This window comes from Streptomyces sp. NPDC021096 (assembly GCF_040641275.1).
Lineage (GTDB): Bacteria > Actinomycetota > Actinomycetes > Streptomycetales > Streptomycetaceae > Streptomyces.
Genome location: NZ_JBFADG010000012.1, coordinates 115,810 through 139,148, shown reverse-complemented (window position 1 = coordinate 139,148; position 23,339 = coordinate 115,810). Strand labels below are relative to the sequence as shown.

Sequence of the window (23,339 nt, the reverse complement as noted above, 5' to 3'; positions counted from 1 at the left end):
TCCGCCTTCCGCATTCCCGGACCCCACTCGACGAGGTGAGGCGACTGGCGAGGAGGCTAAGATATTGTTCAACAATCCTCAATAGCCCATGCTGAAACAGTGATTTCCGGCAGCAGTGCCGCCACCGCCCGCAAGGGAGACGCCATGGCCCGATCCACCGCGCAGCGCGTCGCCGCCACCCTGCGCGACCGCATCGAGGACGGCGGTCTGCCGCCCGGCACACAGTTGTCGGAGGAGGCCCTGGGCCGGGAGCTCGGGGTGTCCCGCAACACGCTCCGCGAAGCCTTCCGGCTGCTGGTGCACGAGAGCCTGGTGGTGCACCTGCTGAACCGCGGGGTGTTCGTACGGGTCCTGGAGCCCGCCGACGTCATCGACATCTACCGGGTCCGCGAGGCCCTGGAGACCGCGGGCGTACGGGCCGCGGCCACCGCCGCGGCCGCGCTGCGCGAGGCCGTGGAAACGGCGGTGACCCAGGCCGAGCGCGCCGCGGCCGCCGGCGACTGGCGGGAGGTGGGCTCCGCCGACCTGCGCTTCCACCGGGCGCTGGCCGCACTGGCGGGCAGCGAGCGCATCGACGCAGCCATGGACCGGCTGATGGCCGAACTGCGCCTCGCCTTCCACGAGATGCCCTCGCCGCGCCGCTTCCACGAGCCGTTCGTGGCCCGCAACCGGGCCCTCGCCCAGCTCCTCGCGAACGGCGAGCACGGGCGCGCCGAGGCGGAGTTGACCGGCTATCTGGATGACGCCCGCCGGCTCATCCTCGACACGATGCGGGAGGCCGACCGATGACGGACGACGGTGTGACCACGGGCGTGCTCGACCTCAACGCCGACCTCGGCGAGGGCTTCGGCCGCTGGCACCTGACGGACGACGACGCGCTGCTGTCGGTCGTCACCAGCGCGAACGTCGCCTGCGGCTTCCACGCGGGCGACCCCTCCACCATGCGACGGGTGTGCGAGCGCGCCGCCGAGCGCGGCGTGCGCATCGGCGCGCAGGTCTCCTACCGGGACCTCGCCGGCTTCGGCCGGCGCGCCATGGACGTGCCGCCCGACGAGCTCGCCGACGAGATCACCTATCAGATCGGCGCGTTGCGCGCCTTCGCGCGGGCCGCCGGCTCGGACGTGACGTACGTGAAGCCGCACGGCGCGCTGTACAACCGCGTGGTCGCCGACGACGAACAGGCCGCGGCCGTGGTCTGCGGCATCCTGCGCGCCGGCGGGCCGCTGCCCGTCCTGGGCCTGCCCGGCTCCCGGCTGCACGAGGCGGCAGGGCGGGCCGGACTGCCGGTCGTGACCGAGGCGTTCGCGGACCGCGCGTACACCGCGCTCGGCACGCTGGTGCCGCGCCGGCAGCCGGGCGCCGTGGTCCTCGACGCGGACGCCGTCATCGCCCGGTCCGTACGGCTGGCCCGCGAGGGCGCCGTCACCGCGCTCACCGGCGAGGAGGTCGCCGTCCGCGCCCGGTCGCTGTGCGTGCACGGCGACACCCCCGGGGCCGCGCTGCTCGCCCGGCGCGTGCGCGAGGGGCTGGAGGCGGCGGGCGTCCGCGTCGAGGCGTTCGCATGACCGCCCCCGGCCCGACGCCGCCCGCCGCCCCGCCGAAGGCGCTCGTCGTGGGCCGGCACGCCCTGCTCGTGGAGGTCGCCACGGCGCACGAGGCCCAGGCCCTGCACGCCGAGCTGCTGCGGCGGCGCGCCGCGGACGCCCTGCCGCCGGTCGTCGAGATCGTGCCGGCCGCCCGGACCGTGCTCCTGGACGGCCTGGCCGACCCGCGCGCGCTGGCCGCCGAGCTCGTCCACTGGACGGTTCCGCCGCTGCCGGCCGCCGAGGCCGAGCCCGTCGTGCTGCCCGTGCGCTACGACGGAGCCGACCTCGCGGAGGTCGCGGCGCTGTGGGGCGTGGCCGAGGGCGAGGTCGCGCGCATCCACTCCGGCATCGAATTCCGCGTCGCCTTCTGTGGTTTCGCGCCCGGCTTCGGCTATCTCACCGGCCTGCCGGACCGGCTGCACGTACCGCGCCGGGCCACGCCGCGCACCTCGGTCCCCGCCGGTTCGGTCGGCCTGGCCGGCCCGTACACCGGCGTCTATCCGCGCTCCTCCCCCGGCGGCTGGCAGCTCATCGGCCGCACCGACGCGGTGCTGTGGGACGTGGAGCGCGACCCGGCGGCCCTGCTCGCGCCCGGTACGCGCGTGCGCTTCGAGGAGTGCGCATGAGCTGCGTCACCGTCGTGCGGGCCGGGGCGCTGACGACCGTTCAGGACCTGGGCCGGCCCGGCCACGCCCATCTGGGGGTGCCGCGCTCGGGCGCCCTGGACCAGCCGGCGCACCGGCTCGCCAACCGCCTGGCCGGCAATCCCGAGGACTGCGCCACGCTGGAGACCACGCTCAACGGCTGCGCCGTGCGCACCGGCGCGGCCGTGACCGTCGCCGTGACGGGCGCGCCCTGCCCGGTGCGGGTCGACGGCCGCCCGGTGGCGTGGGGCGCGGCGGTGCGGGTCCCGGCGGGGGCGGTGCTGGACGTGGGCCCGCCGAGTGCGGGGGTGCGCAGCTACGTCGCGTTCGCGGGCGGCGTCGCGGTGCCGCCGGTGCTGGGCAGCCGCTCCCGGGACCTGCTGTCCGGCCTCGGCCCGGAGCCGCTGGCCGACGGCGTGCAGCTGCCGCTGGGCACCCCGTACGGGCCGTCCACGGGTGCCGACGCCGTGCCGTGGCCGGCGCCGCCGGCCGGTGAGCTGGTCCTGCCGCTGGTGCCCGGGCCGCGCGACGACTGGTTCGCGCAGGAGGCGCCGGCCGTCCTGGCGGGCGGCGGCTTCCGCGTCTCCCCGGCGAGCAACCGCATCGGCCTGCGCACCGAGGGCCCCGCGCTGGTCCGCTCCCGTGCCGGGGAACTGCCCAGCGAGGGCATGGTCCTGGGCGCCGTCCAGGTGCCCCCGGACGGCCACCCGGTCGTCTTCCTCGCCGACCACCCCACGACCGGCGGCTACCCCGTCATCGGCGTCGTCCCCGAACCCGCCCTGGCCGCCGCGGCCCAGGCCCTGCCGGGCACACCGGTGCGGTTCGTTCCGGTACGGGCGTAAGCGCTACGGGCGCAGGCCGGGGTCCGGCTCAGGCGGCCGTCGCGTGCCGCGCCCTGTCCTGGAGCACTTCGCGGTAGTGGCCCAGGAGGCTGTCGCCGACCGCCGCCCAGGTGCGGGCCAGGACGGAGGCGCGGCCCGCCCGGCCGTACTCGGTGCGGGTGCGGCGGGCGTCCTCCAGGGTGAGGACCGCGTCGCGCAGCGCCTGCGCGTCGTGGGGGCGCACCAGGAGGCCGGTGCGGGCGTGGTCGACGAGGTCGAGGGGGCCGCCGACGGCGGGGGCGATGACGGGCACGCCGCTGGCCTGGGCCTCCTGGAGGGTCTGGCAGAAGGTCTCCTGGGTGCCGGGGTGGACGAAGACGTCCAGCGAGGCGAAGATCCGGGCGAGTTCGTCGCCCGTGCGGGTGCCGAGGAAGCGGGCGCCGGGCAGGACGGTGCGCAGGCGGGCCGCGTGCGGGCCGTCGCCGGCGATGACGACGCGCACGCCGGGCAGGGCGCACAGGGGCGCCAGTAATTCGACGCGTTTCTCGGGGGCGAGGCGGCCGACGTAGCCGACGATCAGCTCGCCGCCGGGTGCGAGCGCACGGCGCAGCTCCAGGTCGCGCCGGGCCGGGTGGAAGCGCTCGGAGTCCACGCCGCGCGGCCACAGCCGTACCCGGGGCACCCCGTGGAGGGCCAGGTCGCGGACGGCCGCGGCGGAGGGGGCGAGCGTGCGGTCGGCGGCGCGGTGGACGGTGCGGATGCGGCGCCAGGCGACGTTCTCGCCCATGCCGAGGTAGGTGCGGGCGTAGCCGCCGAGGTCGGTCTGGTAGACGGCGACGGCGGGCACGCCGAGGCGGGCGGCGGCCGTCATGCCGCGGGCCCCGAGGACGAAGGGGCTCGCGAGGTGGACGACGTCGGGGCGGTGGCCGGCGAGCGCGGCGGTCAGCCGGCGGCCGGGCAGCGCCAGGCGGATCTGGGGATAGCCGGGCAGCGGTACCGACGGCACGCGCACGATGGGGAACGGGGCCGTCCCGTGCTCCCCGTCGTCCGGGCGCGGGCGGGCGGCCGGCGCCACGACGAGGGTGTCGTGGCCGCTCAGCGCGAGGTGCCGGGCGGTCTGCCAGGCGCAGTGCGCGACGCCGTTGACGTCGGGCGGAAACGATTCGGTGACGATGACGACACGCATACGCCAGTTGTCGGCGACCGGCGCGTTGCGCGGGCCACGTGGATCTTTCCGCCCGGGGAACGTCCCGTGAGCGTCAGTCCACGCCGCGGACGATGTGGGACTCCGACTCGTCCTCCTCACCGGTGTGATGACGGCCGGGCCGGTCGTCCGGCGGCACGCGGCGCGCCTGGACGGCGCCCTCGGGCGGTCCGGCGGTGCCGCGCTCGGGGCTCTGGTGTCTCCTGGGTTCTTCCATCGCGCGTTCCTCCCCCAGAGGAGCGGTTGGCTGACGGAAGAGTCTTCCCCGTTCGACGGGTCGATATGCCACGAGTTCGGACCAGGTGTCACTTCCTACCGCCAACAGGGTGAAATAACGGGCAATTGGGATAAACTGCAACCAGGTCCGAACCCCACGGAAAGAAGGTGGCTGACGTGACCGTCCCTACGTCGCCCCGGATCGACACACACCCGGACATCGTGGCGCTCCGCGCCCACTCCGAGGAGACGACAGCGACCCCCGTCGCCCAGGCCGTCGAGGCCCTCGCCATCCTCTGCGGCGTCTATCTGGCCGCCTCGCCATGGATAGCGGGCTTCAGTGGCTCCACCACCCTGGCAATCAACAATCTGATCTGCGGTGTCGCCTTTGCTTGCCTGGTCGGCGGCTTTGGGCCCGCATACGAGCGGACACACTCCATGAGCTGGGCCGCACTGGCCCTGGCCGCATGGACGATCATGGCCCCCTGGATCGTCGCGGGCCACGTATGGGTCACGCGGGCCGGCGTGAGCAACGTCGTCGTCGGCATCCTGGCGTGCCTGACCGCCCTGACCCTCGCGGGGCTGGGCGTCAGCAGGGAACGACGGCGCGTCTGACGCGATGCGCCCGCCCCGGCCCCGTCGCCCGCTGCTCCGGGCGGCGGGGCCACCCGCGCGCGGCGGCGGCTATTCGGGCGCCGTCAACGGGGCCCCCGCGGCGGGGTCGCGGGCGGTGCCGGGTGGCTGGGCGGGGACCCGGGCGGGGACGGGGGCGTCCTGCCGGGCCCCGGTGCCGGTCGTGGTGAGCGCCCGTCGCGCCCGCTTGCGCAGCTCCGTGTCCATGTCCCGGCGGATTCGTCGGATCATCTCATCCATGTCAGGCATGCGGGCGACGGTAGGACCCGGCCGACGGCAACACGGCGCAGGCCAGGGGGTATTCACCCGCTCGGATGAATACTCAGGTGATCTTCCGGTGTCATGGCTTCGCCGGACGGGAAGTGGCAATGCTCCCCTCCCCCATCCGGCCCACATGACCCCAAGAGGTGCCAGGCATGACGACCGTACGCGCAGCCGCGCGTGAGCTGTTGCGGTCCCGCGGAGTGACGACGGTGTTCGGCAACCCCGGCTCCACCGAACTCCCCTTCCTCCAGGACTTCCCCGCCGACTTCCGGTACGTGCTCGGCCTGCAGGAGGCCGTCGTCGTGGGGATGGCCGACGGATACGCCCAGGCCACCGGCACCACGGCCCTGGTCAATCTGCACACCGCGCCCGGCGTGGGCAACGCCATGGGAGCCCTGGTCACGGCGGCGGCCAACCACACCCCGATGGTGGTGACGGCGGGGCAGCAGGTGCGGGCCATGATGACCATGGAGGCGATGCTGACGAACGCCGACGCCACCCTCCTGCCGCGACCGGCCGTGAAGTGGGCGTACGAGCCGCCCCGCCCCCAGGACGTGCCGGCCGCCCTCGCCCGCGCTTTCCACATCGCCGAGTCCGCGCCGCGCGGGCCGGTGTTCCTCTCGCTGCCGATGGACGACTTCGACGTGGAGCTCGACGAGGCCGGGCAGCGGGCCGCCCGGCACGCCGCGGACCGCCGGGTCGCCGACCTGACGGCCGCCGACGCCCCCGCCGTCGAGGCGCTCGCCCGGCGGCTGGAGGCGGCCTGCGATCCGGTGCTGATCACCGGCGGTTCGGTGGACGCGGAAGGCGCCTGGGACGCGGCCGTGGCGCTCGCCGAGCGGCGGGGGCTGCCGGTGTGGGCGTCCCCCATCGAGGGGCGGGTGGGCTTTCCCGAGAACCACCCCCTCTACCAGGGCGTGCTCCCCCCGGCCATCGCACCGCTGGCCCAGACCCTGGCCGGGCACGACCTGGTGCTGGTGGTGGGCGCCCCCGTCTTCCGCTACTACCCCTACGTCCCGGGCCCCTTGCTGCCCGAGGGCACCGAGCTGGTGCTGCTCACCAGCGACCCCGGCGAGGCCGCCCGCGCACCGGTCGGGGACGCTCTGGTGGCGGGGCTGCGGCCCACGCTGGAGCTGCTCACCGAGCTCGTGGACAAGCGCGGCGACCAGCCGGCGGCCACCACGCGCGAGAGCACGGCCGAAGTACCGGAGGCCGACGGCGAGCCGATGTCGGCGGCCATCGCGCTGGCCGCCGTCGCGAGCGGGGCCCCCGCCGACACCGTGTGGGTCAACGAATCGCCCTCCAACATCCAGGCGTTCCGCGACCACGTGCGCGTCGACCGGCCCGGCTCCTTCCTGATGACCACCGGCGGCGGCCTGGGCTTCGGCCTCGCGGCGGCCGTCGGGGCCCAGCTGGGCCGCCCCGAACGGCCGGTGGTGGCGGTGGTGGGCGACGGCTCGGCCCAGTACGCGATCACCGCGCTGTGGACGGCCGCCGCCTACCGGGTGCCGGTGACCTTCGTCGTCCCGGCCAACCGCGAGTACGCCATCCTCAAGTGGTTCGGCCGCTTCGAGAACACCCCCGGCGTGCCCGGCCTGGACCTGCCCGGCCTCGACCTGTGCGCGCTCGCCCGGGGCTACGGCGTGCCCGCCCACCGCGCCACGGACCCGGCGCACCTGGCCGAGCTGGTGGCCGCCGCCACGACCAGCCCGGACGGTCCGGTGCTGATCGAGGCCCCGGTCACGACCGTGCCGCCCACGCTCTGACCCCCTTTAACGCTCCTTCGGCGCACGACGGCCCCCGCCGTGCGCCCGCTCCCCCACGCCCTCTTTCCGGACCCCCACCGCATGGAGCTGCCCATGACCGACTCCCCCCGGAGCCCGCTGCTCGCGGCGCTGGCCGCAGGCCTGCCCGACGACGCGCTCCTGACCGGCGAGGACGACCTCGCCCTGCACCGCCACGACTCCGCCCCCTTCAGCGAGGCCGGCCTGCCCGCCGTGGTCGTCCGGCCCGAGAGCGTGGAGCAGGTGCAGCACGTGCTGCGCACCGCCCGCGCGCACGGCGTGCCCGTAGTGCCGCAGGGCGCCCGCACGGGCCTGGCCGGCGCCGCGAACGCGGTGGACGGCTGCGTGGTTATGTCCATGGTGCGGATGAACCGCATCCTGGAGATCGACGCCGCGAACCGCCTGGTGCGCTGCGAGCCCGGCGTGATCACCGCCGACCTGGCGGCGGCCGTCGCCGGGGAGGGGCTGTGCTACCCGCCCGACCCGGCCTCCTGGGAGAGCTGCACGATCGGCGGGAACATCGCCACCGGCGCGGGCGGGCTGTGCTGTGTGAAGTACGGGGTCACCGCCGACTACGTCCTCGGGCTGACGGTCGTCCTGGCCGACGGCGAGGTGCTGCGCACCGGGCGGGACACGGTCAAGGGCGTGGCGGGCTACGACCTGACCCGCCTGTTCGTCGGGTCCGAGGGGACCTTGGGCGTCGTGGTCGAGGCGACGCTGGCGCTGCGGCCGCCGCGGGCGCCGGAGCTGGCGCTGCTGGCCCGGTTCGCGTCCACCGCGGACGCCGGCGCGGCCGTCGGGGCGATCATCCGGGCCGGCCATGTGCCGTCCGCGCTGGAGCTGATGGACCGCACGACGACCGAGGCCGTCGCGGCGCTGGGACACCCGCTGCTGGACCGGGACCCGGACACCACCGCGGCCACGCTGATCGTGGCGAGCGACGCCCCCGACGCGGCCGGGCGGGTGCGGGAGATGGCGGAGCTGTGCCGGGAGGCGAAGGCGCTGTCCGTGACGGCGGCCGCCGACGCGGGGCAGAGCCGGCAGGTGCTGGACGCGCGCCGGATGGTGATGCCGGCGCTGAGCGCCCGGGCCGGGCGGATGCCGGGCGAGGTGACGGCGTTCATCGAGGACGTGGCGGTGCCCCGCGACCGGCTGGCCCTCCTGGTCGACCGGATCGAGGAGATCGCCGAGGAGTACGGGCTGTTCATCGCCACCGTCGGGCACGCGGGCGACGGCAACCTCCACCCGACGGTGGTCTTCGACCGGTCCGATGCCGAGGCGGTGCGGCGGGCGAAGGAGGCCTACGACGCCATCATGGCGGCCGGCCTGGAACTGGGCGGCACCATCACCGGCGAGCATGGCGTGGGCACCCTCAAGCGCGACTGGCTGGTGCGGGAGCTGCCGCCGCGCAACCTGCGGCTGCAACGGGAGATCAAACGGCTGCTGGACCCGGAGGGGCTGCTCAACCCGGGGAAGGTGCTGGCATGACCTCGACCAGCGAGACGTTCGGCGGCGGCACGGGGACGATCACCGGTCCCGAGGACGGTACCGCCCTGCCCACCGCGTCCAGGAGCGAGAACCTGCGGCTGACGCTGGGCTACTTCCTGCCCAACTACCTCCGGGGCGTCTTCCGTTCCCGCCCCGGCATGGCCCGCCTGGTGGCGGCGGTGGACCCCAACCGGCGCGGCATGGAGCTGATGCGCGAGCTGCGCCGGCGGCACGGCCGGGGGCCGGTCGTGGTGCGCGGCACGTCCGGGCCCACGCTGCTCGTCCTCGACGCCGACGACGCCCGGCAGGTGCTGGCCGGCCCGGTCGAGACGTACGCCGTCGACACCTGGGAGAAGGTGAGCGGCTTCGCGGCCGTGCAGCCCGAGGCGCTGGTCGCCTCGCACGGCCGGCAGCGCACCGCGCGCCGGGCGTTCAACGACGCGGTGCTCGACGCGGGCTGTCCCGCGCACCGGCTCGCGGGCCACTTCCTGCGGGTCGTGGGCGAGGAGTCACGGGCACTGCTGGGCCTGCGGGCGGAGGCCGGCCTGTCGGCGCAGGAGGTCCGCGGGCGCCTCGAACGCGTCGGGCGGCGCTGCTTCCTGGGCGAGGCGGCGGCCGGCGACGAGGAGTTCTCAAGGCTGCTGGGCGAGCTGCTGGCCGAGGCCAACTGGATGGGAGCACGGCGCTGGCGCAAGGCCCGCACCCGCCGGGTCCGGCGCAAGATGATGCAGCGTCAGGCCCGCTATCTGTGCGACGCCGATCCGCGCAGCCTCACCGGGCTGTTCCGCACGGCACCCCGGGGCCCGGAGACCGCTCCCGAGGGGCAGGTCGCCCACTGGTTCATGGCGCTGGGGGTGGTGCACGCCGCCGTGGTGCAGACGCTGGCGCTGCTGGCCACCCATCCGCTGCCCTACCGGCAGGCCGTCGAGGAGGTACGGGCGGCCGACAAGCGGCACGGCGCCCATACGGTGGCGGGGTTCGGGGACATGCCGTACCTGCGCGCCTGCGTCCAGGACGCCGCGCGGCTGTGGCCGCCGGTGCCGAGCCTGATGCGGCGCACCACGGCGGAGACCCGCTGGCGCTCGGCGGTGGCGCCGGGCGGGATGAACGTGCTGGTGCCGGCCGGCTTCCACGCCCGCGACGAGGAGCGCCTCGACTACGCCCACCGCTTCGCGCCCGAGAGGTGGCTGGACGGCACGGCGGACGCGGACTGGGCCGTCAGCCCGTTCAGCCGGGGCGAGGCGCAGTGCAGCGGCATGGAGCTGGGGCTGCTGCTGGCCACCTCCTTCGTCGCGGAGTTCCTGCGCGGCGGGGAGCTGGCGGTGGCCGGTGTGCGGCTGAGCCCCCAGCGGCCGCTGCCGCACACCTTCGACGTGACGCGGCTGCGCATCGGCTACCGCCCCCACCGCATCCCGGAGGGCACGTGAGCACCGGCAGCGTCACCCGTGTCGAGGCGGGCCCGGACGTGGCCGCCCTCGCGGCGGTGGCCCGCACGCTGGGCGAGGTGGCGGGGGAGATCCGCGAGGCGGGCCGGGCGCTGACCGCCGTGGCCACCGACCCGGCGCTGACCGCCTCGCTGGGCCGCTCCCCGCGCAGCGGGCTGCGGGCCGTCAGGGCCCTGGCGCGGGCCCTGACGGCCCCCGCGGGGCTGGGCTACGCGCCGGACGGCGGGACGCTGGGCCGGGCCGCGTGGCTGGGCGGGGTCCTCGCCGGCCGGGAGTCCCTGGCCGTCGCGGTGGCGGTGACCTCGCTGAAGCTGCGGATCCGGCTGTGCTCGGTGCGGCATCCGGAGTTCGCCGAGGAGGGCCCCGTACGGCGGCTGCTGGACGCCATCGAGGCGGACCGGCAGGTGCGGGCGCTGCGGATCCTGCGGGAGAGCATGCGCGCCGAGGGCGCGGAGCGGGCCCTGGCCCGCCTCGCGCCCTCGCTGACCGAGGTGATGGCGTGGAACGCGCTGGTGGACGAGAACCCGTTCAACGACGCGGCGGCCTGGCACATCGTCACGGGCACCCGGCCCGACGGCGATCCGCTGCTGGGCACGGCCATCGGCGCCTGGGCCCGCTGGGACCGCGGTCCGGGCCGGGCGGAGGCGGAGCCTGCCGACGCGGGGCTGCTGGCCCGTCTGGACCGCGGCGGCGGCATCGCCGCGCACCTGCGGAACGTGGCGACCCTGGGCAACGACGGGCGGATGCTGATCCAGCGCGTGACGGGCCCGGACGGCGTCACCCGGCATGTGGTGCTGCTGCCCGGCATGGCCTTCGGGCGGCCCCGCAACGCCACTCCGCAGGACCTCGTCGGCGCGGTCACCGCCGTGGGCCGCAACGACACGCCCTACACCCGGGCCGTCCGCAAGGGCCTGGCCCGGGCCGTGCCCGAGGGGGCGCAGATCGCGCTGGTCGGGCACAGCCTGGGCGGGCTGACGGCCATGAACCTCGCCGAGCTGCCCGAGGTCAACCGGCGGTGGCGGCTCACCCACGTGGTGGCCGTGGGCTCGCCGATCGACTTCAAGCGCCCCCTCGACCCGGCCACCCGCGTCGTCAGCCTCGTCAACGAGCACGACGTGGTGCCCAATCTGGAGGGGCGCAGCCCGGTCTCGGTCTTCCCGGTGCCCGCGGACTGGCTGGAGATCACCTGGGTGGACCCCACGCACGACTTCCCGCAGTGCCACTCCGCGGGCGTGTACGCGCAGAGCCTCGACGAGGTGGCGCCCACGGCCCGCGACCGGGTCGACGCCCTGCTGGAGCCGTACCGGGGCCGGGTGGAGGAGACCGTCGTCCTCCGGCTCCACGACCGCTGAACCTCCCCTTCCCCGCCCCCTGGAGAGCGATAGATGACCCCGGTACCACGGCCCCGACGCGAGTGGCACTCGCTGCCCTTCCCCCTGGCGCTGTGGGAGCTCAGACGGCAGCGGGAGCTGCTGCGCGCCCACAACCTGCACGACACCTACGGCGCGGGCGGCGAGCGGCCCCGCAGGCCGAGCCCCGGCCTGTTGCCCCACCGCAGCTACGACGGCTCGGGCTACGACCCGCGCGATGCGGACATGGGCCGGGCGGGCACCCGCTTCGACCGCAACTGCGCGCTGCCGCAGACCTTCCCCGAGGCCGAGGAGCAGGGCCTGTTCGCGCCCAGCCCGCGCGAGGTCTCCCGGCGGTTGCTGGCCCGCACCTCGGGCTTCCGCCCGGCGCCGACCCTCAACATGCTGGCGGCGGCCTGGATCCAGTTCCAGAACCACGGCTGGTTCAGCCACGGCGACAACACCACCGACCGGCCGCTGGACGTGCCGCTCGCCGCGGACGACGACTGGCCGCAGTGCCCCATGCTCGTACGCCGCTCCCGCCCCGACCCCGTCGCCCACACCGGTCCCGGCCGGCCGCCGACGTACGAGAACACCGTCACCCACTGGTGGGACGGCTCGCAGATCTACGGCTCGAGCGAGGAGCGGTGCCGGGCGCTGCGCACGGGCGAGGGCGGCAAGCTGGCGCTGACGGGGGGCCGGCTGCCGGACGAGCCGCGGGCGGGGCTGTCGGGCATCGACGCCACCGGCTTCAACGACAACTACTGGGTGGGGCTGTCGCTGCTGCACACGCTCTTCGCCAAGGAGCACAACGCGATCTGCGACCGCATCGCCTCCGTCCACCCCACCTGGGGCGACGAGCGGCTCTTCCAGACGGCGCGGCTGGTCAACGCCGCCGTCATGGCGAAGATCCATACGGTGGAGTGGACGCCGGCCGTCATCGACCAGCCGGTGACGCGTGCGGCGATGCACCTCAACTGGTACGGCGTACTGCCCGCGCGGCTGCGCCGCCGGGTGGGGCGCTTCGGCAAGGGCGAGGCCCTGTTCGGCATCCTGGGCTCCCCCACCGGGCACCATGCGGCGCCGTACTCGATGACGGAGGAGTTCGTCACCTCCTACCGGCTGCATCCGCTGATCCGCGACGAGTACGAGATCCGCTCGCACCGCACGGGCGAGCTGATCGAGGTCACGGGCTTCGAGCCGTTGCAGGCGCTGGCCACCCGCAAGGCGGTGGACCACTGGGGCCTGGCCGACCTGCTGTACTCCTTCGGCACCATGCATCCCGGCGCCATCACCCTGCACAACCATCCCGACTGCCTGCGCGACCTGGCGCGGGTGTCCGGGGAGCGCGTCGACGTGGGCACGGTGGACGTCCTGCGCGACCGGGAGCGCGGGGTGCCCCGCTACACCGCGTTCCGGGCGGCGCTGCACCGGCCGCCGGTGAGCGGCTTCGAGGAGCTGACCGGCGGCGACGCCAAGCTGGCCGGGGAGCTGAAGGAGGTCTACGACGGGCGCCTGGAGCGCGTGGACACCATGGTCGGCATGTACGCCGAACCCAGGCCGCGGGGCTTCGCGTTCAGCGACACGGCGTTCCGGGTGTTCGTGCTGATGGCGTCCCGGCGGCTGAAGAGCGACCGCTTCTTCACCACCGACTACCGGCCGGAGGTCTATACGGCGGAGGGCCTGGAGTGGGTCGACCGCACGAGCATGCGGGACGTGCTGCTGCGCCACCACCCGGAACTCGCCCCTGCCCTGGAGGGCATGCGCAACGCGTTCGCGCCCTGGCGGGGGCCGAGGTGAGGGGCCGAGCCGGGGCCGCCGGCGAAGCGCCCTGGTCGGGGCCGGTGCGGGAGAGGGCGGGCCGGCTGCGCGAGCAGGCCGGGCGGCTGCGGGCGGGTGCCGAGGCGGTGACGCTGCCGGGCCCGGAGGGGGCGGCCCTGCGGGAGCGAATCCTCACGCACGCCGAGCGGGCGGAGAACGCCGCCCGCTCGCTGGAACGGGCGGCCGACGCCCTCTTCGGCCACGAGGCCGTGCTCGGGGTCCTCGCGCGCAGGCGGCGCGAGCACGGGGGCGCGACGCACATCGGCTGACGGCCACCGGGCCGGGGCGCTCACGCCCCCGGCCCGGTGCGCCGGTGCGTCAGCGGCTCGCGGGCTGCCCCTCGGTGGCGTACCAGCGCTCGCCGCGCAGCTCGGCCAGGCCGTGCTCTGCGAGGCCGTTGACGTGCTTGAGAATCGTGCGCGCCTGGTAGCCCACCGCCGCGCACAGCTCGTCGACGGAGGCTCCCCCGGCGCCGAGGGCCCGCAGCCCGTCGAAGGTGCGGGCCTCGTGGCGGCCGAGGCCGGTCAGCGGCCTCGGCTCGGGCCGGGAATCCGGGCGCGGCTCGTGCCGCACCGCGGACGGGCGGGTCGAACCCACCGGGCGTGGGGTGCGGTTGACCCTGCGGTGTCGGCGGCCCTTCTGGCGCTTGCTCATGGCTGAACCACTGCTCCGTCCTGCGTCGTCGATCCTGCGGTGCCGGTGCGTCAACCCGCCGCGACACCGGCCGGTTACGACACTTCCACTAAGTGTGCGCGACATCACCCACCGTGACTCCGGATGGCCGCGTCGGAGGAGGAAGCGACCGGATATGCAAGCTCCCGGCCGCCCACGCCCTCCCCGCAGCGGGCGGCAGGCGGCGCGCGGATGCGGGGTGGAACCCCTGGGTAGCCATCGGCCATGGTGCTCACCCGTCTCCTGCGCCGCGGTGGTGTGCTCGGCGCGCTCCTGCTGGCCCTGGGCCCGCTCGTCACCTCCCCCACCGCCTCGGCGGCGGACGCGGCGCCCGTCGTCACCACCGACCGCGGCCCCGTCCGCGGCACGGCCCACGGTTCCTACGCCACCTACGAGGGCATCCCCTACGCCCAGCCGCCGACCGGGCCCCTGCGCTGGCGGGCGCCCGTGCCGGCCCGCCGCTGGGCGGAGGTCCGGGACGCCACCCGCCCCGGCCCCCGCTGCGTCCAGCTGCCGTTCCTCGGCGCGGGCGGCGCCGGTTCCGAGGACTGCCTCTACCTCAACGTCACCGCACCTACCGGCCCCGCGCCCGCCCGGGGCCGCCCCGTCATGGTCTGGCTGCACGGCGGCGCCTTCATCGCCGGCGCGGGCGACCCCTACAACGCGCGGCGGCTGGTGGCGCGCGGCGACGTCGTGGTCGTGACCCTCAACTACCGGCTGGGCGTCTTCGGTCTGTTCGGCCACCCGGAGCTGGGCGGGGCGCCCGACTTCACGCTCGCCGACCAGCGGGCGGCGCTGCGCTGGGTACGGGCCAACGCGGCCCGCTTCGGCGGCGACCCGCGCGACGTGACCGTCTTCGGGGAGTCGGCGGGCGCCCTGAGCACCTGCGCCCTGCTCACCTCGCCGGGCGCTGCGGGCCTCTTCCACAAGGCGGCCCTGCAGAGCGGTTCGTGCATGACCTCCTTCCCGCGGGGCAGCACCGTCCCCGGCTCGCCGCAGCAGGCGTCCTGGCCGTCGCAGCAGGAGACGAGCGCGGCGGGCGCGGCCGCGGCCCGGCGGCTGGGGTGCACGGACGCGGCGTCGGCGCTGCGCTGTCTGCGCGCGCTGCCGGCGGAGAGGCTGGCGACGCCCGAGCTGATGCTGGCCTTCTCCCACCTCTCCTACGGCGGCGAGCTGCTGCCCCGTAGGCCCGACCGGGCCCTGGAGGAGGGGCGTTTCCACCGGATGCCGGTGCTGCAGGGCACGAACCACGACGAGATGCGGTTCTTCGTGGGCCTGTCCCTCGCGGCGCACCCCGTCCGCGACGAGCGGGACTACCGGGCCCGGCTCGCCGATTCCTTCGGCGACGCGGCGGGCGAGGTGGAGGCGCGCTATCCGGCGGCGGCGTTCCCGACGCCGGCGCTCGCCTGGGCGACCGTCCTCACCGACCGTACGTTCACGTGCACCACCTTCCGGGCCGCCCGCGCGCTGGCCGCGCACGTGCCGGTGTACGGCTTCGAGTTCAGCGACCCGGACGCCCCTCGCCACCCCGGCCTGCCCCCCGTGGAGGGCTTCCCCTACGGTGCGGCGCACGGCTTCGAACTCCCCTACCTCTTCCCCTCCGACGCCTGGCCGCCCCTCTCCGCGGCGCAGCTCGAACTGGCGGGGACGATGGCCGGCTACTGGACGGGCTTCGCCCGCACCGGCGTCCCGGCCACGGGCGACGGGCCGCCCTGGCCGCGCTTCGGCGCCGGGGACACGGCGCCGGTGGCCCTGGACCTGCGCCCCGGCCCGGGCGGGATCCGGCCGGTGGACACCGGCGCCGTGCACCACTGCGGCTTCTGGGCGGCCCATGGCGCCTGACCCGCGCTGCGGGGCGCCCCGTCCCGTTGCACGATGGGGGCATGCTGCTCGCCGAGGTCGCGCAGGTGTCCGCGGAGGTCGCGGCGACGAGCGCGCGGTCGGGGAAGATCGCGCTGCTGGCCGGGCTGTTCCGGGACGCCGGGCCGGACGACGCGCCGGTCGTCATCCCCTACCTGGCGGGCCGGCTGCCGCAGCGCAGGATCGGCGTCGGCTGGAGCACCCTGCGGGACGCGCCCGCCCCGGCCGCCGGGCCGTCCCTGACCGTACGGGAGGTGGACCGGGCCCTCGATGAGATCGCCGCTGTGTCGGGCAAGGGCGCGCAGGGCGAACGCAGGCGGCTGGTCGGCGCGTTGCTGGCGGCGGCCACGGCCGGCGAGCAGCACTTCCTGCTCCGGCTGATCGGGGGCGAGCTGCGGCAGGGCGCCCTGGACGCGCTGGCCGTCGAGGGCCTGGCGGCGGCCGCGGGGGCGGCGCCGGAGGAGGTGCGGCGGGCGGTGATGCTGGGCGGTTCGCTGGGGGCGGTGGCGCGGACACTGCTGGCCGAGGGGCCGGGGGCACTGGCGCGGTACCGGCTCGAGGTGGGGCGGCCGGTGCTGCCGATGCTGGCGCAGAGCGCCGAGGACGTCGACGAGGCGCTGGACCGGCTGGGCCCGTGCGCGGTGGAGGAGAAGCTGGACGGCATCCGTGTGCAGGTGCACCGGGACGGCCCCGACGTGCGGGTCTACACCCGGACGCTGGACGAGATCACCGGCCGGCTGCCGGAACTGGCCTCGGCGGCGCTGGCGTTGCCGGTGACCTCGGCCGTGCTGGACGGCGAGGTCATCGCCCTGGACGCGGCGGGCCGGCCGCACCCCTTCCAGGACGTCGCGGGCCGGGTCGGCTCCCGGCTCGACGTGCCGGCCGCCGGAGCGGCGCTCCCCCTGTCGCCGGTCTTCTTCGACGTGCTGGCCGTGGACGGCCGCGAGCTGCTGGCGCTGTCCACGGCCGAGCGCCACGCGGTGCTGGACGAGGTGGTGCCCGGGCCGCTGCGGGTGCGGCGGCAGGTGGTGGCGGACCCGGGGGACGACCGGGCCCGGGCGGCGGCGCGGGAGTTCGCGGCCGAGGTGCTGCGGCGGGGCCACGAGGGGGTGGTGGTCAAGGCGCTGGACGCGGCGTACAGCGCGGGCAGGCGGGGCGCGTCGTGGCTGAAGGTGAAGCCGGTGCACACCCTGGACCTGGTGGTGCTGGCCGTCGAGTGGGGGCACGGGCGCCGGCAGGGGAAGCTGTCGAACCTGCACCTGGGGGCGCGGCGGGCGGACGGCTCGTTCGCGATGCTCGGCAAGACGTTCAAGGGCATGACGGACGTGATGCTGGCGTGGCAGACCGAGCGGCTGCGGTCGCTGGCGGTGGGCGACGACGGCTTCGTGGTGACGGTGCGGCCGGAGCTGGTGGTGGAGATCGCCTTCGACGGTCTCCAGCGGTCCACCCGGTACCCGGCGGGGGTGACGCTGCGGTTCGCGCGCGTGGTGCGGTACCGGGAGGACAAGCGGGCCGAGGAGGCGGACACGGTGGAGACGGTGCTGGCCCTGGGCCGGGGCTCCGCCCCGGACCCCGGCGATTGAACCTACCGGTTGACGTCCGAAGGGCAGAGCCGGCGCGGCTCCTTGTCGCCCTTCAGCTTCGCGTCGACGCAACCGCCCGGCAGCCCGTCGTACGCCTTCGTGCCGAAGTTCGCCGTCACGGTCAGCGTCCCGTCGCCGAAGACGGTGCGCTGGACCGTGCGGTCACCAGTGAGCGTGCGGAAGTCCGTCATCGCCTCGGTCCCCGCCGCCCTGTGCAGCGGGGAGAAGTACTTCTGCAGGGCGGCCAGTTCGCTGCCCTGCTTCTCCAGGGAGTCGCCTCCGATGACGAAGTTGAGCGGGGTGTTGTAGAGCATCGCCAGCAGGGCGCGGTCCGTCTTCTGCCGCGGCAGCTTGTCGTAGGAGAGCTCCCAGCGCTCGGCGTTGACGAGGGAGTCGTGCAGGGCCGTCTCGTACAGCGGGACGCGGTACGTGGGGTCGTACATGGCCTTCGCGACGGGGGCCGGCAGCTCGGCGGGCTTGAAGAAGACGCCGGGTGCCTTGGCGGGGGTGTAGCCGCCCCACTTCTCCTTGTCGCGCTGGGCCTTCCACAGGCCGTCGTGGACGGGGGTGCCGGATCCGTGGTCGTAGGCGAGGACCTGGTTGGACCAGGCGCCCGCGGACTCGGAGCCGAGCACGAGCTTGTCGCCGTCGGCCAGGCGCTTCATGCGGGCGAGGCGGTTGGCGCGGTCCTGGGCCTTGGTCATGGGGTGGGCGGCGCTGTGGTCGCGGAAGAGCTCGCCGGCCGCGTCGACGTCGAGGAAGTAGCTGTCGGCGCCGTTGGCGGTCATCTTGCGCGTGCGGTCGGCGAGGTAGTGGCGGGTGGGCTCGGCCTTCTCGAACGCCTCGGTGCTGAGGTAGCAGCCGCGGTCGTGGAAGCCGGGCTCGGGCGAGCCGTCGGCCCGCTCGACACAGAAGTCGGGGTAGACCTTGTCCGGCCAGACGGAGGTGGGCGCGTCGGACTTCTGCGGGTCCTGGCCGTTGGCGAAGGAGTCGTAGGGGCCGACGAGGTAGCCGGCCTCCTTGGCGGCCTTGACGGCGTCCGGGGTCATGGGCTGGTCGTCGGCGTCGTAGCCGAGCCACATGCGGTCCACGCCGAGCGCGCGCAGCTTGCGGACGCCCTCGGCTGTGCGGGCCCCGCCCCAGGTGTAGGCGTGGAAGGCGCCGAGCAGCTTCTCGTTGGCCGGAACGGCCTGGATCTTGCGCTTGAGGCTGCCGAGCTGCCCGTGCTCGCGGAGCCAGGCGCGGTAGTCGGCGGCGGGGGCGACGGGCGAGCCGTCGGTGAGGGAGAGGGCGACGGTGTACTCGGTGGTGTCCTCGGCGCGGGAGAAGGCGTGCACGGCGGTGGTGCGCAGCCGGCCCTGTTCGGAGGTGACCTTCAGGGTGGTGCCGATGTCGGTGGGGACGAGGTAGCTGACGCCCACGCCGCCGGCGCTGTAGCCCCACAGCGGCAGGGACAGCTGGGAGTCCATGGCGATGTCGCTGCCGGCGAGCCCGGCGTCGGGCCCGTTCCAGAAGGCGTCGGCCACCGGTATGGACAGGCCTTCGCCGCGCGGCAGCTGGAGGGCGGAGGCGGTGGATCCGGTGCCGGTGACGGGCCACTTCAGGGTGCGGTCGGCGGTGCCGGTGGAGCGTACGGAGACCAGGAGGCGGCCCCGGTCGGCGCGGGCGGTGACGGTCAGGCCCGTGTCGCCGTACGTCCAGCGGACGCCGTCCGCGGTGGTGGTGACGGCGCCGGGGGTGCCGGGGGCGTTCGCGGCGGGGGCGGAGAGCTCGACGGTTCCCCGGGCGGTGCGGGCGCTCACGCGCAGGGTGGTGGTGTCGACGGTGGCGGTGCCGCCCTTGAGCGGGATGTCGACGAGCCGGTCGTGCACGCGGACGGCCTGGGCCGGCTTCCGGTCGGCGGCGTGGACGGGCGTGGCGAGCGTGACGCACGGGATGGTCACCGCGAGCGCCACGGCGGCGGCGCGGGCGGTGCGGCTGGGGTTGTTGAAGTGCATGAGGAGTTGATAACGGTCCGCCTTAAGAGAGTTCTAAGGAGGACCAGCGAAATCCGGCCGGGACCAAGGACGCTGAGGAAACGTCACTGCAGAGGTCGGCGGCCCCGGCCGGCTCGCGTCAGCGGCCCTGGAGGATGTCGAGCAGGTCCTGGCGGGCGAACATGGCCGCGGTGTCGATCGCGGACGGCTCCCCGGCGGCCGGGTCGGCGCCGTGGGCGACGAGGATGCGTACGATCTCGCTCTCGCCCTTGAAGACGGCGCCCGCCAGCGGGGTCTGGCCCCGGTCGTTGGGCCGGTTCGGGTCGGCGTCGCGCTCCAGCAGGGAGGTGACGGTCGCCGGATGGCCGTGGTAGGCGGCCAGCATGACGAGGGAGTCTCCCCGGTCGTTGGTGAGGTTCACCGGAACTCCTGCGTCCACATAGGCGGCGAGGGTATCGGTGTCGCCGTGTCGCGCCAGGTCGAAGACCTTGGCCGCGAGCTGGAGCAGCTCGGGGTCGTGGGCGGGCTCTTCGAACTCGGGCGTCGGTCCGGTCATGGTCTGCCATCCTCCGTACGGGGGTATCCCCAGTTGCCGGAAAAGTACTTTCTGTGAAGCTGGAGGGGCTCATGGTGACCGCCCCCCAGTTCCAGGAGATTCCCATGATCCTCTCCATCTCGGGCGTCGTGCTCCTCGGTGTCGTCGTCTTTCTCTTCTTCCGCAAGGACAACCTGAAGGCCTCGCACGGGCTCGTGTGCGCCCTGTTCGGCTTCTACCTGGCGGGAACGGGCATCGCCCCCAGCATCAAGGCGGGCGGCGCGAGCCTCGCCAGCCTGCTGGGCGGCATCAAGTTCTAGCCCGTTCGCACTCGTCGCACCTGTCGCACCTGTCGCACCGACACCAGGGAGGCCCGCATGGGCCGGCGATCGCTCCCCCGCACCCTGCCCGCCCGCACCTCGCTCGCCCAGGGCCGGGAGCTCGCGCACAGCGTCGCCGACAACACCCGGGACATGCTCCATCCGCTGCTGGTCGTGGCGCGCGGGCTGCGCGCCCTGGCGGCCGGGGCGTGGCACCGATGGCAGGCGATGCCCGGCGACCGGCGCGGCCCCACCCTGCTCCTGCTGGCCTCGTGCACGGTCATCGTGGCCCTGCTCCCGTACGGGCCGACCCTCGCCGCGGCGGCCCTGATGGCGGCGGGCGCCTGGGCGGGGCGCGAGCGCGAACCCGAGGAGGCCGAGGCGGGCGAGGCGGAGGAGGCGCGGCTGCAGGCGGTCTACGAGGCCCTGGTGCCGTACTTCTCCGACCCGCAGGACCCGGCGCCGCTCTACGAGCACGGCGGCGACCGGGAGACGGCCTTCGAGGGGCACGCCTTCGACGAGCACGGCCGACTGGCCGCCCTGACCCTGCGCTATCCGGGCTACTTCACCGACGGCGAGCCTGAGGCCCGGGCCAGGATCGAGCAGTTGCTGTACCTGAAGGCGGGGCGGGGCCGGGAGTACCGGTTCGACTGGGACGAGGCCACCAACCGGCTGTACCTGAGCGCGCTGCCGCCGCTGCCCACCGACATCGGGGCGCAGCGCTTCGTGACCGCGCCCGGCGAGACGGTCCTGGGCTTCACCGATCCGTCCACCGTGCAGCGGACGCTGCCGGTCACCGTCGGCGGCGGCACCCGTGACGCGCCCCCGGTCGTCTGGCGCACGGGCCGGCGCTCGACCGAGCCGCACCTGCTCGTCCTCGGCCGGCCCGGCAGCGGCACCACGACCCTGCTGCGCTCGGTCGCCGTCCAGGCCCTGCACCACGGCCACGTCCTGGTCGTGGACGGCGGCGGCACGGGCGAGTACGCCTGTCTGGCGGGGCGCGAGGGCGTGCTGGCCGTCGAATCGGCGCCCTGCGGCGTGCTGGCCGCCCTGGAGTGGGCGTCGTACGAGACGGAGCGGCGGCTGGCGGCCGCGCACCACGCCCGCCGGCTGGGGCGTCCGCCGGCCGACGACGTCCGCCGGCCGCTGTGGATCGTCGTGGACCGGCCCGTGGCGCTGAGCCGGCTCGCGGCCGAGCAGGGCCGCCGCGACCCGCAGGCGCTGCTCGGGACGGCGCTGCGGCACGGGCACATGGCCCAGGTGACCGTGGTGGCGGGCGAGCAGCTCGACGGCGCGGGGCTGCTCGGCGAGCAGCTGCTCGCCCGGACGGCCGCCCGGGTGGTGCTGGGCGCGCTCGCGCCCGAGGACGTGGCGGCCGTGCTGGGCGTGCCCCCGCACACCACGCCGGCCGAGGACGTGCCGCCCGGCCGGGGGTACGCGCGGCTGGGCGCGGGGCCGGTGCACCGGCTGCAGGTGCCGGCCACCCCGGACCCGTACGACCAGGACGCCTCCGAGGCGCAGCGGCAGGCGGTGCTGGACCTGCTGCCGGAGCGCATCCTCGCGGTGACGGGCCGGGCGGTGGACGAGGGGGTGCTGCCGGTTCAGGCCACGTAGGTGCGCGGCATCTCCACGGCGGCGGTCGCGCCGCTCGCCACCAGGCGGGCCGCCTCGGCCAGCCGCGTCGCGGCCTCCTCCGCGACCGCCTCGCCGACGGTGAACGGCAGCCGGACGTAGCCCTCGAAGGCCCCGTCGACGCCGAAGCGCGGGCCGGAGGGCACCCGCACCCCCAGCCGCTCCCCCGCCTCGGCGATCCGCGAGCCGGACAGCCCGCCGGTGCGCGCCCACAGGGTGAGGCCGCCGCGGGGGACGGTGAACTCCCAGTCGGGTACGTGGCGGCGGAGCGCGGCGACGACAGCGTCGCGGTTCTCGCGGGTCTGGGCGCGCCGCAGGGCCAGGGCGGAGTCCCAGCCTCCGGTGTTCAGCAGCCAGGAGACGGCGAGCTGGTCGACGACGGGGGTGCCCAGGTCGGCGTAGGCGCGGGCGGCGACGAGGTTGCGGATGACGTCCGGGGCGGCGCGCACCCAGCCGATGCGCAGCCCGGCCCAGAAGGACTTGCTGGCCGAGCCGACGGTGATGACGGCGTTGCCGGCGGGGTCGAAGGCGCAGACCGGCCGGGGCAGTTCGAGGCCGTCCTCCAGCACAAGCTCGGACATGGTCTCGTCGGCGACCAGCAGGGTGCCGGCCGCCCGGGCCGCCTCGACGAGCTCCCGGCGCTGCTCCTCGGGGGCGAGGGCGCCGGTGGGGTTGTGGAAGTCGGCGATGACGTAGGCCATGCGCGGTGCGGCGTCGCGCAGTACCTGGCGCCAGGCGGGCAGGTCCCAGCCGGCGAGCCGGTCGGCCATCGCGACGGGCACGAGCCGGGCGCCGGCCTCGCGCATGAGCTGCAGGACGTTGGCGTAGGAGGGCGACTCGACGGCGACGCGCTCGCCGCGCCCGGCCATGAGCCGGCAGATGGCGGCGACGGCGCCCATGGCACCGGTGGTGACCATGATCTGTTCGGGCATGGTGGGGATGCCGCGGGCGGTGTAGCGGTCGGCGAGGGCCTCGCGCAGGGCGGGCAGGCCGGCCGGGTAGTCGCCGTGGGTGTGGGCGTAGGGCGGCAGCTCCTCCAGGGCACCCTGGAAGGCGCGGGTCAGCCAGGGTTCGGGGGCCGTCAGGGCGGCGCAGCCGAGGTCGATGACCGAGCCGGCGGCCTCCGGGGGCAGCGGATCGAGGGCGCGGGTGGGCAGCGGGCTGCCGGCGGGCATGGCGGTCCAGCTGCCCGCGCCGCGGCGGGACTCCAGGAAGCCCTCGCCGCGCAGCGCCTCGTAGGCGGCGGCGACGGTGGTGCGGCTGACGGAGAGGGCGGCGGCCAGCTCCCGTTCGGCGGGCAGCCGGGCGGCCACGGGGACGCGGCCCTCCAGGACGAGCAGCCGGACGCCGTCCGCGAGGGAGCGGTAGGCGGGCGTCCGGCGGGAGCCGAGCGACGTCACCAGGGCGCGCTCGTGCTGCGAACCGAGGAGGCGTGCCAGTTGGGGCGCCCCCACCGAAGAGGTCCACTGAGTCATCGCTTGCAGTCCACCTTCCCGGGATTGGCCA

The 23,339-nt window shown here is 75.4% G+C and carries 22 protein-coding genes; 15 read left to right on the top strand and 7 right to left on the bottom strand.

Annotated features, from left to right (window positions below; translation table 11 throughout):
* The first annotated feature begins 144 nt into the window (after positions 1–144).
* The 4 genes from AB0G59_RS18225 to AB0G59_RS18210 are packed head-to-tail and all read left to right on the top strand — an operon-like array spanning position 145 to position 3,072.
* Complete coding sequence (locus AB0G59_RS18225) at positions 145–789, top strand: GntR family transcriptional regulator (RefSeq protein WP_360912715.1); 645 nt, start codon at positions 145–147, stop codon at positions 787–789.
* A complete protein-coding gene (locus AB0G59_RS18220; protein ID WP_360912713.1) occupies positions 786–1,565 on the top strand; it encodes a 5-oxoprolinase subunit PxpA in 780 nt (259 codons plus the stop codon). Before AB0G59_RS18225 ends, AB0G59_RS18220 begins: the two co-directional genes overlap by 4 nt.
* On the top strand, positions 1,562–2,212 hold the full coding sequence (pxpB, locus tag AB0G59_RS18215; protein WP_360912711.1) for a 5-oxoprolinase subunit PxpB: 651 nt from the start codon (positions 1,562–1,564) through the stop codon (positions 2,210–2,212). Before AB0G59_RS18220 ends, pxpB begins: the two co-directional genes overlap by 4 nt.
* Positions 2,209–3,072: a biotin-dependent carboxyltransferase family protein gene (locus AB0G59_RS18210; protein ID WP_360912709.1), complete on the top strand. Its 864-nt coding sequence runs from the start codon at positions 2,209–2,211 to the stop codon at positions 3,070–3,072. The genes pxpB and AB0G59_RS18210 overlap by 4 nt, the downstream gene beginning before the upstream one ends.
* 28 nt (positions 3,073–3,100) lie before the next feature.
* Here the strand turns inward: AB0G59_RS18210 and AB0G59_RS18205 are convergent, their stop codons facing one another.
* On the bottom strand, positions 3,101–4,237 hold the full coding sequence (locus AB0G59_RS18205) for a glycosyltransferase family 1 protein (protein WP_360912708.1): 1,137 nt from the start codon (positions 4,235–4,237) through the stop codon (positions 3,101–3,103).
* A 73-nt stretch (positions 4,238–4,310) separates the two neighbouring features.
* Positions 4,311–4,472: a hypothetical protein gene (locus tag AB0G59_RS18200; protein ID WP_360912706.1), complete on the bottom strand. Its 162-nt coding sequence runs from the start codon at positions 4,470–4,472 to the stop codon at positions 4,311–4,313.
* Positions 4,473–4,648: 176 nt separating this feature from the next.
* Here AB0G59_RS18200 and AB0G59_RS18195 point away from each other — a divergent pair, with 176 nt between their 5' ends.
* Positions 4,649–5,086 carry an SPW repeat protein gene (locus tag AB0G59_RS18195; RefSeq protein WP_360912704.1) on the top strand — a complete coding sequence of 146 codons (438 nt, stop codon included), beginning with the start codon at positions 4,649–4,651 and terminating at the stop codon, positions 5,084–5,086.
* A 69-nt stretch (positions 5,087–5,155) separates the two neighbouring features.
* Here the strand turns inward: AB0G59_RS18195 and AB0G59_RS18190 are convergent, their stop codons facing one another.
* On the bottom strand, positions 5,156–5,353 hold the full coding sequence (locus tag AB0G59_RS18190) for a hypothetical protein (protein ID WP_360912702.1): 198 nt from the start codon (positions 5,351–5,353) through the stop codon (positions 5,156–5,158).
* Positions 5,354–5,520: 167 nt separating this feature from the next.
* On the opposite strand from AB0G59_RS18190, the gene mdlC reads away from it, so the two are divergent.
* From mdlC to AB0G59_RS18160, 6 genes are all read left to right on the top strand, one after another.
* Positions 5,521–7,134, top strand: a complete 1,614-nt coding sequence (gene mdlC / locus AB0G59_RS18185) for a benzoylformate decarboxylase (protein WP_360912700.1) — start codon at positions 5,521–5,523, stop codon at positions 7,132–7,134.
* Between the two features lie 93 nt (positions 7,135–7,227).
* A complete protein-coding gene (locus AB0G59_RS18180; protein ID WP_360912698.1) occupies positions 7,228–8,640 on the top strand; it encodes an FAD-linked oxidase C-terminal domain-containing protein in 1,413 nt (470 codons plus the stop codon).
* Entirely contained in the window at positions 8,637–10,067 is a 1,431-nt protein-coding gene (locus AB0G59_RS18175; protein WP_360912696.1) for a cytochrome P450, read from the top strand. Before AB0G59_RS18180 ends, AB0G59_RS18175 begins: the two co-directional genes overlap by 4 nt.
* A complete protein-coding gene (locus AB0G59_RS18170) occupies positions 10,064–11,437 on the top strand; it encodes a hypothetical protein (protein ID WP_360912694.1) in 1,374 nt (457 codons plus the stop codon). Before AB0G59_RS18175 ends, AB0G59_RS18170 begins: the two co-directional genes overlap by 4 nt.
* Before the next feature lie 33 nt (positions 11,438–11,470).
* The gene (locus tag AB0G59_RS18165; RefSeq protein WP_360912692.1) at positions 11,471–13,234 is read left to right on the top strand and encodes a peroxidase family protein; all 1,764 of its coding nucleotides are present in this window, start codon (positions 11,471–11,473) and stop codon (positions 13,232–13,234) included.
* On the top strand, positions 13,231–13,524 hold the full coding sequence (locus AB0G59_RS18160) for a hypothetical protein (protein WP_177338459.1): 294 nt from the start codon (positions 13,231–13,233) through the stop codon (positions 13,522–13,524). The genes AB0G59_RS18165 and AB0G59_RS18160 overlap by 4 nt, the downstream gene beginning before the upstream one ends.
* A 49-nt stretch (positions 13,525–13,573) precedes the next feature.
* Here AB0G59_RS18160 and AB0G59_RS18155 read toward each other — a convergent pair whose 3' ends face one another.
* Positions 13,574–13,909 carry a helix-turn-helix transcriptional regulator gene (locus AB0G59_RS18155; protein WP_071965864.1) on the bottom strand — a complete coding sequence of 112 codons (336 nt, stop codon included), beginning with the start codon at positions 13,907–13,909 and terminating at the stop codon, positions 13,574–13,576.
* Between the two features lie 243 nt (positions 13,910–14,152).
* On the opposite strand from AB0G59_RS18155, the gene AB0G59_RS18150 reads away from it, so the two are divergent.
* Both AB0G59_RS18150 and AB0G59_RS18145 read left to right on the top strand, forming a co-directional pair.
* Positions 14,153–15,769: a carboxylesterase family protein gene (locus AB0G59_RS18150; protein WP_360912689.1), complete on the top strand. Its 1,617-nt coding sequence runs from the start codon at positions 14,153–14,155 to the stop codon at positions 15,767–15,769.
* 41 nt (positions 15,770–15,810) lie between these two features.
* Positions 15,811–17,370 carry an ATP-dependent DNA ligase gene (locus tag AB0G59_RS18145; protein ID WP_360912687.1) on the top strand — a complete coding sequence of 520 codons (1,560 nt, stop codon included), beginning with the start codon at positions 15,811–15,813 and terminating at the stop codon, positions 17,368–17,370.
* A gap of 2 nt (positions 17,371–17,372) precedes the next feature.
* Here the strand turns inward: AB0G59_RS18145 and AB0G59_RS18140 are convergent, their stop codons facing one another.
* A complete protein-coding gene (locus tag AB0G59_RS18140) occupies positions 17,373–19,367 on the bottom strand; it encodes a glycoside hydrolase (RefSeq protein ID WP_360912685.1) in 1,995 nt (664 codons plus the stop codon).
* Between the two features lie 118 nt (positions 19,368–19,485).
* A complete protein-coding gene (locus AB0G59_RS18135; RefSeq protein ID WP_360912683.1) occupies positions 19,486–19,902 on the bottom strand; it encodes an ankyrin repeat domain-containing protein in 417 nt (138 codons plus the stop codon).
* A gap of 104 nt (positions 19,903–20,006) precedes the next feature.
* Between AB0G59_RS18135 and AB0G59_RS18130 the strand changes: the two genes are divergently transcribed.
* On the top strand, positions 20,007–20,201 hold the full coding sequence (locus AB0G59_RS18130; RefSeq protein WP_071965316.1) for a hypothetical protein: 195 nt from the start codon (positions 20,007–20,009) through the stop codon (positions 20,199–20,201).
* A 57-nt stretch (positions 20,202–20,258) separates the two neighbouring features.
* Positions 20,259–21,815: a hypothetical protein gene (locus AB0G59_RS18125; protein ID WP_360912681.1), complete on the top strand. Its 1,557-nt coding sequence runs from the start codon at positions 20,259–20,261 to the stop codon at positions 21,813–21,815.
* Here the strand turns inward: AB0G59_RS18125 and AB0G59_RS18120 are convergent.
* Positions 21,803–23,308, bottom strand: coding sequence for a PLP-dependent aminotransferase family protein (locus tag AB0G59_RS18120; protein WP_360912679.1), 1,506 nt, complete (start codon positions 23,306–23,308; stop codon positions 21,803–21,805). The genes AB0G59_RS18125 and AB0G59_RS18120 overlap by 13 nt on opposite strands.
* Positions 23,309–23,339: the final 31 nt, after the last annotated feature.